This window comes from Niveibacterium sp., assembly GCF_041909475.1.
In the GTDB taxonomy this organism is placed as follows: Bacteria; Pseudomonadota; Gammaproteobacteria; order Burkholderiales; family Rhodocyclaceae; genus Niveibacterium.
In genome coordinates this window covers 27031-42087 of record NZ_JAYRDJ010000006.1, presented here as the reverse complement: position 1 = coordinate 42087, position 15057 = coordinate 27031, and the positions used below count along the sequence as shown (strand labels likewise).

Annotated in this window: 16 protein-coding genes; 1 reads left to right on the top strand and 15 read right to left on the bottom strand. The window is 64.3% G+C overall.

The window, feature by feature from the left end; all coding sequences use genetic code 11:
* Positions 1-23: 23 nt before the first annotated feature.
* The 12 genes from ACE3P0_RS06465 to recA form a co-directional block, all read right to left on the bottom strand.
* On the bottom strand, positions 24-1124 hold the full coding sequence (locus ACE3P0_RS06465; protein WP_374401048.1) for an alkene reductase: 1101 nt from the start codon (positions 1122-1124) through the stop codon (positions 24-26).
* An 84-nt stretch (positions 1125-1208) separates the two neighbouring features.
* On the bottom strand, positions 1209-1802 hold the full coding sequence (locus tag ACE3P0_RS06460) for a TetR/AcrR family transcriptional regulator (protein ID WP_374401047.1): 594 nt from the start codon (positions 1800-1802) through the stop codon (positions 1209-1211).
* Between the two features lie 246 nt (positions 1803-2048).
* Positions 2049-3881 (bottom strand): protein-disulfide reductase DsbD, encoded by a 1833-nt coding sequence (locus ACE3P0_RS06455; RefSeq protein WP_374401045.1) that lies wholly within the window; start codon positions 3879-3881, stop codon positions 2049-2051.
* Positions 3882-3891: 10 nt separating this feature from the next.
* Positions 3892-4239, bottom strand: coding sequence for a divalent-cation tolerance protein CutA (cutA, locus tag ACE3P0_RS06450; protein ID WP_374401043.1), 348 nt, complete (start codon positions 4237-4239; stop codon positions 3892-3894).
* A 111-nt stretch (positions 4240-4350) separates the two neighbouring features.
* The gene (locus ACE3P0_RS06445; protein WP_374401041.1) at positions 4351-4824 is read right to left on the bottom strand and encodes a PsiF family protein; all 474 of its coding nucleotides are present in this window, start codon (positions 4822-4824) and stop codon (positions 4351-4353) included.
* Between the two features lie 73 nt (positions 4825-4897).
* Positions 4898-5842 carry an HPr(Ser) kinase/phosphatase gene (gene hprK / locus ACE3P0_RS06440; protein WP_374401039.1) on the bottom strand — a complete coding sequence of 315 codons (945 nt, stop codon included), beginning with the start codon at positions 5840-5842 and terminating at the stop codon, positions 4898-4900.
* Positions 5829-6296: a PTS IIA-like nitrogen regulatory protein PtsN gene (gene ptsN / locus ACE3P0_RS06435; protein WP_374401037.1), complete on the bottom strand. Its 468-nt coding sequence runs from the start codon at positions 6294-6296 to the stop codon at positions 5829-5831. Before ptsN ends, hprK begins: the two co-directional genes overlap by 14 nt.
* A gap of 118 nt (positions 6297-6414) precedes the next feature.
* Complete coding sequence (gene hpf / locus ACE3P0_RS06430; RefSeq protein ID WP_374401035.1) at positions 6415-6738, bottom strand: ribosome hibernation-promoting factor, HPF/YfiA family; 324 nt, start codon at positions 6736-6738, stop codon at positions 6415-6417.
* Between the two features lie 11 nt (positions 6739-6749).
* Positions 6750-8225, bottom strand: coding sequence for an RNA polymerase factor sigma-54 (locus tag ACE3P0_RS06425; RefSeq protein ID WP_374401033.1), 1476 nt, complete (start codon positions 8223-8225; stop codon positions 6750-6752).
* A gap of 16 nt (positions 8226-8241) precedes the next feature.
* On the bottom strand, positions 8242-8964 hold the full coding sequence (gene lptB / locus ACE3P0_RS06420) for an LPS export ABC transporter ATP-binding protein (protein ID WP_374401031.1): 723 nt from the start codon (positions 8962-8964) through the stop codon (positions 8242-8244).
* Positions 8951-9400 (bottom strand): recombination regulator RecX, encoded by a 450-nt coding sequence (gene recX / locus ACE3P0_RS06415; RefSeq protein WP_374401029.1) that lies wholly within the window; start codon positions 9398-9400, stop codon positions 8951-8953. Before recX ends, lptB begins: the two co-directional genes overlap by 14 nt.
* A gap of 20 nt (positions 9401-9420) precedes the next feature.
* The gene (gene recA, locus ACE3P0_RS06410; RefSeq protein ID WP_374401027.1) at positions 9421-10443 is read right to left on the bottom strand and encodes a recombinase RecA; all 1023 of its coding nucleotides are present in this window, start codon (positions 10441-10443) and stop codon (positions 9421-9423) included.
* A 76-nt stretch (positions 10444-10519) separates the two neighbouring features.
* Here recA and ACE3P0_RS06405 point away from each other — a divergent pair, with 76 nt between their 5' ends.
* Positions 10520-11185 carry an LON peptidase substrate-binding domain-containing protein gene (locus tag ACE3P0_RS06405; RefSeq protein WP_374401025.1) on the top strand — a complete coding sequence of 222 codons (666 nt, stop codon included), beginning with the start codon at positions 10520-10522 and terminating at the stop codon, positions 11183-11185.
* Between the two features lie 11 nt (positions 11186-11196).
* Here the strand turns inward: ACE3P0_RS06405 and mutY are convergent, their stop codons facing one another.
* The 3 genes from mutY to ACE3P0_RS06390 form a co-directional block, all read right to left on the bottom strand.
* A complete protein-coding gene (gene mutY, locus ACE3P0_RS06400; protein WP_374401023.1) occupies positions 11197-12222 on the bottom strand; it encodes an A/G-specific adenine glycosylase in 1026 nt (341 codons plus the stop codon).
* Positions 12219-13301 (bottom strand): VanZ family protein, encoded by a 1083-nt coding sequence (locus tag ACE3P0_RS06395; RefSeq protein WP_374401021.1) that lies wholly within the window; start codon positions 13299-13301, stop codon positions 12219-12221. Before ACE3P0_RS06395 ends, mutY begins: the two co-directional genes overlap by 4 nt.
* Before the next feature lie 111 nt (positions 13302-13412).
* On the bottom strand, positions 13413-14981 hold the full coding sequence (locus tag ACE3P0_RS06390) for a sodium:solute symporter family protein (protein ID WP_374401019.1): 1569 nt from the start codon (positions 14979-14981) through the stop codon (positions 13413-13415).
* Positions 14982-15057 lie beyond the last annotated feature (76 nt).

Genomic DNA, 15057 nt, shown 5'->3' with positions numbered 1-15057 from the left:
GCCGGTTTTTCTTTGTTACCGGCTTAGCTCGCGAGGCTCGGGTAGTCGGTGTAGCCCTTGTCGGCACCGCCGTAGAAGGTCGACGCGTCGGGGGCGTTGAGCGCAGCGCCCTTGGCAAAGCGGGTCGGCAGATCCGGGTTGGCGATAAACGGGCGGCCGAACGCTACAGCGTCACCCACGCCGCTCGCGATCAGCGTTTCGGCCTTCTCCAGCGTGTAGCCGCCAGCGAAGATCAGCGTTCCCTTGACGCGCTGACGCAGCCCGGCGCGGAAGGCATCCGCCAGTTGCGGGCCGCCCGCCCAGTCCGGCTCGGCGATATGCACGTAGGCGAGCTTGCGTGCGTTCAGCTGCTCGGCGAGATAGAAGGCCATTGCCTCCGCTTCTGCGTCGGCGATGTCATTGAAGGTGCCGAAGGGCGACAGGCGGATGCCGGTGCGCGCAGCGCCGATTTCGGCGACAACTGCATCCACGACTTCAAGCGTCAGGCGGGCGCGGTTCTCCACGCTGCCGCCGTAGGCATCGGTGCGCTGATTCGGGCCGGTGCTCTGGAACTGATCCAGCAGGTAGCCGTTGGCGCCGTGGATCTCGACGAAGTCAAAACCGGTATCGACGGCGCGGCGTGCCGCGGCGCGGAAGGCGGCGACGATGCCGGGCAGTTCCTCGGTTTCGAGCGCGCGCGGCAGGTCGGTCTGGACCATGCCCATGCTGCCGTCCGGATGCACGACGAAGGTCTGCGCGTTGGCTTGGATCGCGGACGGTGCGACCGGCAACTTGCCGTCCGGCTGTACATGGCGGTGCGAAATGCGGCCGACGTGCCAGAGCTGCAGCGCGATGTGGCCACCCGCAGCGTGGACCGCGTCGGTTACGAGCTTCCAGCCCGCTTGCTGGGCGTCGGTGTGCATGCCGGGCGTCCAGGCGTAACCCTGGGCTTCGGGCATCACTTGGGTGGCCTCGGTGACGATCAAGCCAGCGGATGCGCGTTGCGCATAGTAGGTTGCGTTCAGCGCGGTGGGCACGTTGCCCGGCTGGCTTGCGCGCTGGCGGGTCAGCGGCGCCATGAAGATGCGATTCGGCAGGGTCAGGTTTCCAACCTGAATCGGTTGCAGCAGCTTGTCAGCGTTCATCGTATGACTCCGAGTAGGGTGTTGTGATTAGACCGGTCGGCTAGCGGGCGGGCGCAGTCGTTCGGAAAACATGGCTTCATGACTTCAGTGCAGGTCGGCGCCGAGCAGATGCAGCGTGTGGGCCCAGGCGGCCTCGAACGGTGCTGCATCGCGTTGTGCCTTGGTCAGCACGCTTGCGCCGATCCACAGCGTGTAAAGCGTGATGGCCAGATTGGCCGGGTCGGCGCCCGCCGGCAGCGATCCGTCCTGCGATGCGGCCTGCAGGGCGCCTGCGATGCGTGCGGTGATGCGCCGCGTGCCCACTGCGAGCGCCTGGCGCATCGGCTCTGACAGGTCAGCCACCTCCGCGGCCAGCTTCACGGCAAGGCACTGTTGGGCACAGCCACCATCACGCTGGCGGTCCATCCAGTCAGCGAAATAGCCCAGCACGCGCGCTCGTCCGGTGCCCGCTGAGCTGCCGAAACGCTCGTCCAGGCTTTCAAGGTAGCGCTCGAAGTAGCGCTCCAGCAAGGCAACGCCAAAGGCTTCTTTCGACGGGAACCAGTGATAGAACGAGCCTTTGGGTACGCCGGCGGCGCTCAGAATCGGGCCGAGGCCGACCGCAGCAAAGCCTTTGCCGAGGATCAGGCTCTCGGCGGTCTGCAGGATGTGCTCGCGGGTGTCGGTGGTCCGGTTCATGCGGCAGATCATACTAGACCGGTCGTCTAGTGTGCAAGCAGCCGTCGTCGCTCAGACGTGCCTCAGGCTCTGCCAAGAATCACAAAGAAAATGCCTAATGCATAGACAGGTGCCGAACCTTTAAGGCAGAATGCGCCCCGGTCCCGTTGCATGGCTCCCTTGTGGCGGGATTTTCGGCTCCGGTGGTCCAAGCCACGGATCCGAGGTTCGTGGTCGGTAGTCGTATCGGGTCGTGAGGCGGGGGCTTCACGACCCACTTTTTTGCGTGTCTCGGGTGGCGAGCGTCGCAAGAAAGTCTTCCACCGGTTGAAAACCGACGACGCGCGTCGAAGCGATTTCCTTACCGGCGGCGTCGAAGAACACGATGCCCGGCGGCCCAAAGAGGCCGAAGCGCTTGAGCAAGGCCTGATGCGCTTCAGTGTTGCCGGTAACATCGGCTTTCAGCAGCACCGTATCCTTCAACGCGGCCGCGACACGCGGATCGCTGAACGTGAAGCGATCCATCTCCTTGCAACTGACACACCAGTCTGCGTAGAAATCCAGCATCACCGGCCGACCTTCGGCGAGCCGCGCATCGAGCTCCGCAACGTTGCTGACCGGCTGAAACGCGAGCTTGGTACTTGTTTCAGCAGCCGTCGCGCCACGCAGGAAACCGAGCGGTTGCAGTGGGTCGCGGCTGCCGCCCAAGGCTCCGATCAATAGCGCGCTGCCGACGATCAGCAGCAGCACGCCGACGCCCTTCCAGAAGCGCCGCGCGCCCTTGGCCTGCGGCGGCAGCGGGTCGAGCGCATGCAGGAACACCGCGCAGACGATGGCCAGCGCAGCCCAGGCCAGCATGACGACCACTTGCGGCAGCACCGGGGTGACCAGCCACAGCGCGAGCGCGAGCAGGATCACGCCAAAGCTGCGCTTGACCGACTCCATCCACGGGCCGGCGTGCGGCAGCAGGCCCCGTGTTGCAACAGCAATCAGAATCAGCGGCGCGCCCATGCCAAGCGCCATCACAAACAGCGCGAAACCGCCGAGCCACGCATCGCCGGTCTTGGCGATGTAGAGCAGGGCGCCGGCCAACGGCGCCGCGACACAGGGGCCGACAATCAAGGCCGACAGCACCCCCATCACGGCAACTCCCAGCACCGAGCCGCCGCGCTGGTGGTTGGCGCGGTCCGAGAGGCGGCTCTGCAGCGCCGAGGGCAGCTGCAGTTCATAGAAGCCAAACATCGCGAAGGCGAGCACGACGAAGATCGCAGCGAAGCCGCCGAGCACCCACGCGTTCTGCAAGGCCGCGGACAGCAGCGTGCCGGACAGCCCGGCCGCGACGCCGGCAACGGCATAGGTGAGCGCCATGCCGAGCACGTACACCCCTGCCAGCGCGGCCGAGCGCGCACGCGTGACATGCGCGCCCTGGCCCACGATGATGCCGGAGAGGATGGGCAGCATTGGCAGCATGCACGGCGTGAAGGCGAGCAGCAGGCCGGCACCGAAGAAGCTGAGCAGGATCAGCGAGAGTTTGCCGGTACGTAACAGCCCCGCAAGGCGCCCGCTCTCGTCCGCGCTGACCGGCGCCGCCGCTGCGATGGCCGGACCGCCGGGGCTCACCGCCGGGGCGGCGTCGCTGCGCGCGCCGAGCTTGCCGAGCGCTCGCGACAGCAAGCCGCCGCCATCCGCGCCGCCCAGCGTCACGAGGGTGGTCTGCGGCGGGTAGCAGACGCCCACATCCGCGCAGCCCTGGTAGGTCACGCTCAACTGCTGGCCATCGCGCACTTCGCCCGACGCGACCGGGACGCTGACCGCCAGATCGCCGCGAAAGATCTCAACCTCGCCAAAGAACTCGTCCTGCTTGCGCTCACCTGCCGGATAGCTGGCGGCTGCGAGCTTCAGCGAAGCGTCCTGCGGCTCGAACGCGAAGCGGTGCTTGTAGAGGTAGTAGCCCTTCTCGATCGCGAATTGCAGCGATACGGTATGTGCGTCCTGCGCCTGTGCGGTAACGCTGAACGCCTTTTCGGGTTCAAGCAGGTCCGGGGCCGCCAGCGCGGTTGTCGTGAAGCTGCAGAGCAACAGCGAAATCAGGAACTTCATCGGTTTGTGTCTAGAGCCCGTCGGGCAAATGTTCGTCAGGTTCGGTCGCGTCGGCCACCCACTGCAGGTAGGCCGCCGCACCACGATTTGCTTCCACTGCGAGGATTTCCGGCACCTCGTAGGGGTGTTCCGCCAGCAGTGCCGCTTCAAGCGCGGCGTAACGGGAGGCGGTGGTCTTGATCATCAGCGGCACTTCGTTGGTCTGCTCGATGGCACCCTGCCAGCGATAGACCGAGCGAATCGGCGCAAGGATGTTGACGCACGCCGCGAGCCGACGTTCCACCAGACTGTGCGCGGCGCGCTCGGCGCTTGCTGCGTCGGGGAAGTTGCACATCACGATCAGCACTGGCTCGGCCATCGCCGTCTCCTGCCATATCCGGCCCTGAATTCTAGCGGCGCTTGAGCGGTAATCCTTGGCGCCAAACAAAAACCCCGCCATCGGGCGGGGTTTTCATTGAGGCGATCGAACTTAGCCCTTGAGGCATTCGCTCATGAACTTCTTGCGCTCATCGCCCTTCTTGCCGGTCGCCTTCTCGTTGCAGATCTTCATCTTGTCCTGTTGCGAGCCGGCGGGTTTGGCCTCGGTTTTGGCGTCCGCCGCGGGTGCGTCGGCCGCCGCAGGTTTTGCGCTGAGGCATTCGCTCATGAACTTCTTGCGCTCGTCACCCTTCTTGCCTGCCGCCTTCTCATTGCAGACCTTCATCTTGTCCTGCTGCGCAGTCGGCGCTTTCGCGTCGGCTTCGGCGGCTGCGGCCGGCTTTGCGCTGAGGCAGTCACTCATGAACTTCTTGCGTTCGTCGCCCTTCATGCCGGTCGCCTTTTCGTTGCAGACCTTCATCTTTTCCTGCTGCGCAGTCGGCTTCTTGGCTTCGTCTGCGGCATGGGCGGGGAACAACGCGAACTGCGCGGCCAGTGCTGCAGCCAGGATCACGAGCTTCTTCATGCAAGGCCTCCGGAGAGAGATTTTGGGCGAGATGTTGGCCGCGGATCACGCGGCCGCGGTGAAGACGGTCGGCTTACAGGTCTTCTTCGTCGAGATCCAGCGCCGAGCGCTGGCGATCAACGAATTCCTGCATCGAGTCTATGCCACGTAACTGAAGAATGGTATTTCGCACCGCCGCTTCCAGCAACACTGCAAGGTTGCGGCCGGCCGCGACAGGCAAGGTAACGCGCCGCGTCGGCACCCCCACGATGTCCTGCATGTCGTCTTCCAGTGGCAGGCGGGGCATCTGTGGGCTCTCGCCGCGGATCTGACGGTGCAGATGCACGACCAGCTTGAGCTTCATCTTCCGACGGCAGGCCGTCTCGCCGAAGATCGTGCGGATGTTGAGGATGCCGAGGCCGCGGACTTCGAGGAAGTCCTTCAGCATCGGCGGGCAGCGCCCTTCGAGCACGCCAGGCGCAATGCGCGAAACCTCGACCACATCGTCGGCCACCAGGCCGTGGCCGCGCGAGATCAGTTCCAGCGCCAGTTCGGATTTGCCTGCGCCCGAATCGCCAGTGATCAGCACGCCGAGCCCGAGTACGTCCATGAACACGCCATGCAGCGATGTCTTTTCGGCGAGGTTGCGCGCGAGGTAGGTGCGCAGCGAATCGATCACCCGCGCCGTTTCGGCCGAGGTCGTGAACATCGCAACGCGTGCGCTTTCGAATGCACTCTGGATCAGTGGCGGCACTTCACAGCCATCCGCCACGATCATCGCCGGCGGATGCGCCAGCAAGATGCTTTCAAGCTGATGCTGCACCTTGTCGCGTGCCTGGCGGCGAATCCAGCCCAGTTCCGCTTCGCCCATCACCTGGATGCGGTTGGGGTGGATGATGTTGAGGTGGCCGACCAGTTCGGCCGGCCACACCTTCTCGTTCGGGACCTGCACCTCGACATCGAGCGGGCCGGCGAGGTGGCTCAGGCCGAGCCGATCGCGGTTGTCCTCGTAGATGCGGGCGACGCTAGTTCGCCGCATTCGGGTTCCAGTTCACGAACAGGGTGTGTGCCTCGGATGTATCGCTGGCCAGCGTCAGGGCATCGCGGAAGCTGCGGTCGGAGAACATCTGCGCCAGTTCCGACAGGAGGCGCAGGTGATGTTCGGTGGCGCTTTCGGGCACCAGCAGCACGAACATCAGGTTCACCGGCTTGCCGTCCGGCGCCTCGAAGGGCACCGGTTGGGCGAGGCGGATGAAGGCGCCGACGGCGTCGCGCAGGCCCTTGATGCGGCCGTGCGGGATCGCAATACCTTGACCGAGCCCGGTAGAGCCGAGCTTCTCGCGTGTGAATAGCGCGTCGTAGACAGCGCTGCGCGCGAGTCCCTGATGGTTTTCGAAGAGCAGGCCTGCCTGTTCGAAAACGCGCTTCTTGCTGCTCGCGTCAAGGTCGACGAGCACATTGGACGGCGGCAGCAGCGGGGCGATGAGATTCATGCTTGGGGGTTCAGAAATGCACTGCGCGCCCGAAGGCGCGCAGATCCGGGGTCAGCTCATGTTCGGCGCGGGGGCTTTCCGCAAGCTTACGCGCCGGGATTCACTAGAGCGACCGTGATTACGATTCTGCAGACTGGCGCTTGTGCGCCTCGTGGCCGTGATCGTAGGACTTTTCCTTGTGCTTGAGAACCTGCCTGTCCAGTTTGTCCGTCATGGCGTCGATTGCGGCATACAGATCTTCCTCGATGCTCTCGACGAAAATGTCCTTGCCGCGTACATGTACCGTCACTTCCGCCTTTTGCTTCAGCTTATCCACCGACAGGATCACGTTCACGCTGGTGACATGATCGAAGTGGCGAATCACGCGATCCAGTTTCGACGTTACGTAGTCGCGAAGGGCGGCGGTAACTTCGAGATGGTGTCCGGTGATGTTCAGGTTCATGATTTATCCTCTCAGATCATCTTGCGCTGGCTGACCGGCGGGATGTTGAGCGACTCGCGGTACTTTGCGATGGTACGTCGCGCAACGACTATCCCCTGCTGGCCGAGAAGCTCGGCAATCCGCGCATCGGAAAGCGGTTTTTTGCGATCCTCTGCCGCGACCAGCTGGCGAATCAGCGCACGAATCGCCGTAGCTGAACACGCGCCGCCAGAATCCGTGGCGACGTGGCTGCCGAAAAAATACTTCAGTTCAAGGATACCTCTTGGCGTGGCCATGTACTTCTGTGTGGTCACCCGCGAGATCGTCGATTCATGCAGATCAAGCTGCTCTGCGATTTCGCGCAGCGTCAGCGGGCGCATTGCCACGTCCCCATAATCGAAGAACTGCCGCTGGCGGTCAACGATTGCCTGGGAGACCCGCAGGATCGTGTCAAAGCGTTGCTGTACGTTCTTGATCATCCAGCGCGCCTCCTGCAACTGCCCGGCCAGTGATCCGGCCGAGCCACGGTGCTGCTGCAGGATGCCGGCGTAGAGCTGGTTGATCCGCAGCTTGGGCATTGCGTCCGGGTTCAGTGTCGCACTCCAGTGGCCGCGTACCTTGCGCACGATCACATCCGGGATCACATAACGCGTCTCGATTGCGGCAAACCGTGCACCGGGGCGTGGATCGAGGCTGCAGACGAGCTGATGCGCTTCGCGCAGGGTCTCGTCGCTGCAACCCAGATGCCGCTTCAGGCGCACGAAGTCCCGCGCGGCAAGCAGCTCCAAATGCTGTTCGACGATCACCATCGCCGCATCGCGCGCTGTGCTCTCGGGTAGCAAACGCAACTGAAGCTTCAGGCATTCGCCCGGCGAACGGGCGCCGATACCGGTGGGGTCAAGGTTCTGCAGATGCGCCAACGCGATCTGCAACTCGTCGACGTCGACTTCGAATTCGGGTGGCAGCAGTTCGAGCAGTTCTTCGAGCGGCTGGGTGAGGTAGCCATCGTCGTCGAGCGCTTCGATCATGAAGCGCAGCAGCGCGCGATCGCGGTCCGACAGCGGCATCAGGGCGACTTGTTCATCCAGGTGGTCGCGCAGGCTGGTCTGCGCCGCGCGGAATTCCTGGAAGTCCGTCTCGTCGTCCTCGTCGCGACTACCGCTGCCACTGCCGCCGCCTTCGCCGGACCACTCGGTGGGGCCGTCGTCGTAGCTGCCGGCATCGTCAAAGCTCGGTTCGCTCGGTTCGGGTGAGGTCTCCGCTGCCTCCGCGGCGACATCGTTGGCGGTGTCGGTGCGTTCGTCGCCGCTCGGGGTGGTGGCGGACTGGCCCCAGGATTCCGGGTCCGATTCCGCGTCTTCGCGTTCGAGCAACGGGTTCTCGAGCAGCATGCGCTCGATTTCGCTGTTGAGCTCCAGGGTCGATAGCTGCAGCAGCTTGATCGACTGTTGCAGCTGCGGGGTCAGCGCGAGCTGCTGGGAGATACGGAGCTGGAGCGAGGGCTTCATCGTAGGGGTTGCGCGATCAGAGTCGGAAATGTTCGCCGAGGTAGACCTCGCGAACCTTGTCGTTCTGGACGATTTCGTCAGGGCGGCCGCTGGCGAGCACCACCCCTTCGGTGATGATGTAGGCGCGATCGCAGATACCCAGCGTCTCGCGCACGTTGTGGTCGGTGATCAGCACGCCGATGTTGCGATCCTTCAGGAAGCGGATGATCTTCTGGATGTCGATCACGGCGATCGGGTCGACGCCGGCAAAGGGCTCGTCGAGCAGGATCACCTGCGGGTTGGTGGCCAGCGCGCGTGCGATTTCAACGCGGCGGCGCTCGCCCCCCGACAGCGACATCGCGGTGGCGTCGCGCAGGTGCGTGATGCCCAGTTCGCCCAGCAGCTGGTCGAGCCGGGCCGTGAGCTGATCCTTTGGCAGCTTCTGCAGTTCGAGCACCGCGAGGATGTTCTCGGCGACCGTCAATTTGCGGAAGACCGAGTTTTCCTGCGGCAGGTAGGACAAGCCCAGATGCGCCCGCTTGTGGATCGGCAGGTGGGTGATCTCCTTGTCGTCAAGGATGATATTGCCGCCATCGGCGCGGACCAGGCCGACGATCATGTAGAAGCAGGTCGTCTTGCCGGCACCGTTGGGGCCGAGCAGGCCGACGACCTCACCGCTGCCGACTTCGAAGCCAACATCGCGCACGACGGTGCGCGCCTTGTAGCGCTTGGATAGACCGCCTACCTTAAGCAGACTCATCGAACGGCTCTTTCAACACTTTTCTCACGACCTCCGCGGAGAATCCGCGGGCGGTCAGAAAGCGCGCCTGGCGCGCCCATTCCTTTGCATCGCCCGGCACATTGCCAAACTTGCGTGCCCATATGGCCCGGGCGCGTTCCAGCTCTGTTTCGCCCAACTCGCTCGCTAGCGCGTCGCTGATCGTGTCCTGATCCACGCCGCGCTGTGCGAGCTCGTGCTGGATGCGTCGCTGGCCCAGCCTGCCGGCGCGGCTGCGCACATAACTTTCGGCGAAGCGGGCGTCGGACAGCAGGCCCAGTTCGCTCATCCGTTCAAGCACCGCTTCGACCGCTTCCGGCTCGCCATGCGCCGCGAGCTTGCGCGCCAATTCGGCCCGGCTGTGCTCGCGCTGCGCCAGCGTGCGCAGCGCGCGGGCTTTCAGCTCGTCGCTGCTCATCGCTTGTCTTCGTGGCCCGTTCAGGCCGCGGCAGCTTCCCCGGCCGGCAGCTCGGGCAGGCCCAACTGAACGCGGATCTTGTTCTCGATTTCGCGTGCAGTCTCAGGATGCGAGCGCAGGAACTCGCGCGCATTGTCCTTGCCTTGCCCGATCTTCTCGCCGTTATAGGCGTACCAAGCGCCGCTCTTGTCGACGAAGCGTTGCTCGACACCCATGTCGATGATCTCGCCTTCACGCGAGATGCCTTCGCCGTAGAGGATGTCGAAGTGCGCTTCCTTGAACGGTGGCGAGACCTTGTTCTTGACGACCTTGACCTTGGTCTCCGAGCCGATCACCTCGTCGCCCTTCTTGATCGTGCCGGTACGGCGGATGTCCAGACGCACTGAGGCGTAGAACTTCAGCGCGTTACCGCCGGTCGTGGTTTCCGGGTTGCCGAACATCACGCCGATCTTCATGCGGATCTGGTTGATGAAGATGACCATCGTGTTGGTGCGCTTGATGTTGCCGGTCAGCTTGCGCAGTGCCTGCGACATCAGGCGGGCCTGCAGGCCGGGCAGCTGGTCGCCCATCTCGCCCTCGATTTCGGCCTTCGGCGTCAGCGCAGCAACCGAGTCGATGACCAGGATGTCGACACCACCCGAGCGGACCAGCATGTCAGCGATTTCGAGCGCCTGCTCGCCGGTATCCGGCTGCGAGATCAGCAGGTCGCCAACATTCACGCCAAGCTTCTGCGCGTAGGACACGTCGAGCGCGTGCTCGGCGTCGATGAAGGCCGCCACGCCGCCCATCTTCTGCATTTCGGCAATCGCCTGCAGCGTCAGCGTGGTTTTGCCGGAGGATTCCGGGCCGTAGATTTCGATCACGCGGCCGCGCGGCAGGCCGCCGATGCCCAATGCAATGTCCAGCCCGAGGGAGCCAGTCGACACCGCCTGGATGTCCGACTCCACCTCGCCGTCGCCCATCCGCATGATGGAGCCCTTGCCGAACTGCTTCTCGATCTGGGCCAGCGCGGCCTGAAGTGCTTTCGCCTTGTTGTCGTCCATGGGGTTTCCTCGATTCTGTGGAAACGATTATGGCACAGAGATTGCGTGCGCCTGAGTCGGGTGCGTGCAGTAAAACATGGCACACTTCCACCACTTCACACGGCGCGCGTTTCGCTCGCCCAGCGAGACCGATCCGATGCCTGAAATGCCCGCCGAACTCCCATTGTTTCCCTTGCATACCGTACTGGTTCCTGAAGCGCGTTTGCCGCTCAAAGTGTTTGAAGTGCGCTACATGGACATGGTCAAGGCGTGCATCCGGGATGGCAGCAGCTTCGGCGTGTGTCTGATCGAAGAGGGTCAGGAAGTCGGCGCGCCGGCCACACCCGCACAAGTCGGCACGAGCGCGCGCATCGTCGAGTGGGATATGGATCAGCCCGGCATCCTGCAGATCGTCGTGACCGGCGAGCGTCGTTTCCGCATTGCGCATGCGGTCGCCCAGCCTGATGGTCTCTTGCGTGCAGTGGTCGAATGGATGCCGGAGCCCGCGGTACAGGCGCCGCCGGAAACCCTCGCCGACACCCTGCCCTTGTTGCAGGCCGTCGTCGCGGATGCGGGTGACACCGCGATTCCGGCGCCGCACCGCTTCGACGACGCAGCCTGGGTCGGCTACCGCTATACCGAGATCCTGCCGATACCGGTGAAGGCCAAACAGAAGTTGCTGGAACTCGAGGACCCGCTGATGCGGCTCACCATCATCCAACAGTTTCTTGTACAGCGCGGCTTGCTCAAGCAGGACGCCTGAGCGGCGCACTCTCAGAGGCTGTCGAGCAGGCGCCGGACCGGCGTTGGCAGGCCAAGCGAATCCCATTCCTGTTGGCTGGCCCAGCGCCAGGCCGGGTCGCGCACACCTTCGCCCACCACATCCAGCACTAACGCCTCAAGCGTCAGGCGGAAGTGGGTGAAGGCGTGCCGCAGCGGCGGCAGGGCTTTGGCCACGCCGACCACGCGTAACCCGAGTGTCAGCGCATGGGCTTCGGCATCGAGCTCATCCGGAATTTCGGGCAGTGCATAAAGGCCACCCCAGATGCCGTGCGCCGGCCGCTTCTGCAGCAGTACCGCACCGCCGTTGCAGGCAATCAGCACCCGACTTTGCCGTTCGGGCACCACGCGCGTCGGGCGGGGTGTCGGGAGTTCCGCTTGGCGGCCCTGCTGACGTGCCACGCAGCTGTTCGTAACCGGGCATTCGGCGCAGCGAGGGCGGCTGCGCGTGCACACCGTGGCGCCCAGATCCATCAGCGACTGGGTGTAGGTATCCACGCCCTGCGCGGGCAACAGCGATTCGGCGAGCGCCCACATCGATTGCTCTACCGCGCGTACGCCGGGAAAGCCTTCGATGCCGAAGTGCCGAGCGAGCACCCGCTTTACATTGCCATCGAGAATCGCGGCTCGTTCGCCAAAACAGAATGCTGCAATGGCTGCGGCGGTGGAGCGGCCGATGCCGGGCAACTCGGCGATTTCGGCTGCGGATGTCGGGAAACGGCCGCCATGCAAGCGTACGACCTGCTGCGCGGCGGCGTGCAGGTTGCGCGCCCTCGCGTAGTAGCCGAGTCCGCTCCAGAGCGCCAATACGTCGTCGACCGGCGCGGCCGCGAGTGAGGCCAGATCGGGAAAGCGCGCGAGGAAACGCTGGTAGTACGGGATCACCGTGTCTACCTGCGTCTGCTGCAGCATGATTTCGGATAGCCACACGCGGTAGGCGTCGCGATTTGCCTGCCAGGGTAGATCGTGACGGCCATGCTGTTGCTGCCATGTGATCAGGGCTTCGGCGAACGCGCTCATTGCACCTTCTCCGCGCGCCGCGTGCCGAAGCTCAGCCACAGCAGCGCAAAGAAGGGCCAGAAGCTGCCGACCAGCTCGGTCAGGCCGTGGAAATTCAACACATGGCCTTGCTGGCGGATGCGGGTCATGGCATCCCAGTAGGGGTTGTCGGGGGCGAGGTTGACCAGCGCGGTTGCGGTCATCAGTGCGAGGCCGATCAAGGTGTGGCGAGTATGCACGCTGGCTCGCCAGAACAATGCCAGCAAGGCGATACCGATCGCGAGCCCGCGTAGCCCGCCCGGTGTGGCCCAGTGCCAGGGTTGCGCAGGCACCAGGAACAGCGAGCTGGCCAGCGTCTTCACGCCAATGCCGGCCAGCAGCACGGTCGTCGCCAGCAGCAGCGAGGGCGAGCGCATCGCGTGCCTTGCCAGCAAGCCGATCGCCACCGTATTCGCGGCCGTGAGCGCAAGCTCCACGCGCAGGAAACCGTGGCCGGTCAGCGCGTAACTGGGGGTCAGGTCGATCAGGTTGCGCAGGTCACCGTTTGCGAACAGGTAGCTGCTCGGATTCAGCAGCGACACCCACCACAGGCCGACCACCAGCAGGCCGAAGCCGCCGGTGCGGCCCGGCAGGATGCGGCGCTCGCGCCAGTGTGCCAGCGCACCGTTGTCATCGAAGATGCGCCCGAAGCGCAGTGCGAGGATCGCGCCAAGCAGGCCGCCGATGCTGTTGGCGAAAAGGTCGAGATTGCTTGCGACGCGTGTCGGCAGGTAGTTCTGGATTGTCTCGATCGTCAGGCTCAGCAGTGTTGCCGCGATCCACACGACCAACACCCGGCGACCCGGCGGCATGCCACGCGACAACACGGTGCCCCACGCGAAGCCGATCGGTGCAAAGCCAAGCACGTTCAGGCCGATGTCGAGCCCGGTGAAGTAGCGGGGCCACGGGGCGGCGAGAAAGTCGAACGGCCCGACGCCGATCGAATGCCAGCCCGAGAATGGATGCAGGCAGGCATACGTCGTCAGCAGCGTGACGGCGATGGCGAGATCGCGCGGAAGATGATTGCGTGGAGTGGATGGCAAACCGGTGTCCTGCGCCAATGCGGCGGCTCGTTCACAACGGTAGCACGGCTCGCCTGGCACCCCAAAAATGCAACAAGGGGTCGCTCCCCGGGCGGGAGGCGACCCCCTTGTTTGGCGAGCCTTGCGAACTCAGGGCTGCGGATGGGGTGGGCGTGCAGCACCGTGGTGCGGATGCGCAGCGGGCTCGCTACCGTGGTGAGGGCCGTGTCCGGCAGCCGGGTGATAGCCGACCGGGCCGCTGTGGCCAACCAGTACGCCACTGTTGCGGATCTTTTGCGGCAGCAGCGAGAACAGCACCATCGCGAAGATCGCGACCAGAAAGCCGACGAACTGTGGCGGCCAGGTGGCGATCCATTCTGGGGGCGTCGGCATCGCGGCCATCGCCTCACAGGCCAGCCAGGACATCAAACCCAGCACCATCGATGCGATCGCGCCCTGGTTGGTGGCGCGCTTCCAGTAAAGGCCGGTGACAAGCGGTACGAAGGCGGCTACGAAGGTCACCTTGTAGGCGTTCTCCACCAGGCCGTAGATCGACAGCTTGGAATTCATGGCGATGTAGGTAACGCTCGCAGTGAACACCAGCACCACGGCCTGCATGATGCGCAGGAATTGATGGTCGGTGAGGTTCGGGCGCCATGCGGTGATGAGCGGCCGCAGCAGGTTCTCGGAGAACGTCACCGATGGCGCCAGCAGGGTTGCCGAGGCGCAGCTCTTGATCGCCGACAGCAGCGCGCCGAAGAACATGATCTGCGCGAACAGCGGCGCTTTCTGCAGCACCAGTTCGGGCAGGATCAGCTGCGAATCGCTGTCGATGTACTTGGCGACCAGATCCGGCGCGATCAGCGTTGCCGAATAGGCGAGGAACATCGGCACGAAGGCGAATACGAAGTACAGCGAGCCGCCAAGTACCGACGCGCGCACGGCGATCTTCTCGTTGGCGGAGGACTGCACGCGTTGGAAGACATCCTGTTGCGGGATCGAGCCCAGCATCATCGTCATCCAGGCCGCCATGAAGGGCACGATTGCCGACATGGTCGGTTCCGGCAGGAAGTTGAACTTGCCGTGTTCCAGGGCGTGGTTGACCACCACGCCGACGCCGCCGACCTGATCCGACACTTCCCAGCCAATGAAGAGCAGGCCGATCACGATCACGATCATCTGGATGAAGTCCGTGATCGCTACCGACCACATGCCGCCGAACAGCGTGTAGATCAGCACCGAACCGGCGCCGAGCACCATGCCCATCTCCTGCGAGATGCCGCCGTCCGACAGCACGTTGAACACCAGCCCGAGCGCCTTGATCTGCGCCGCGACCCAGCCCAGATACGAGATCACGATACAGATCGTCGTGATGATCTCGACCGTGCGGCCGAAGCGTTGGCGGTAATAGTCGCCAATCGTCAGCAAGTTCAGGCGGTACAGCGGTTTGGCGAAGAACAGGCCGACCAGGATCAGGCACAGCGAAGAGCCGAAGGGGTCGGCCACCACGCCATGTAGGCCTTCCTTCAGGAAGGTCGCGGGAATGCCCAGCACGGTCTCAGAGCCGAACCAGGTGGCGAACACCGTCGCGGTGACGATGTACATCGGCAGGCTGCGGCCGGCGACTGCGTAGTCGCGGCTGTTGTGTACCCGCAGCGCGGCGTAGAGGCCGATTCCGATGGAGATCAGCCAGTAGGCAATGACAAAGCTCAGCAGCATGGTCAGGGAGAGGGATGCGGCGCACCCGGCGGGTGCGCGAGGCCAGTAAAAAGCCCCCGGCAACGCCGGAGGCCCT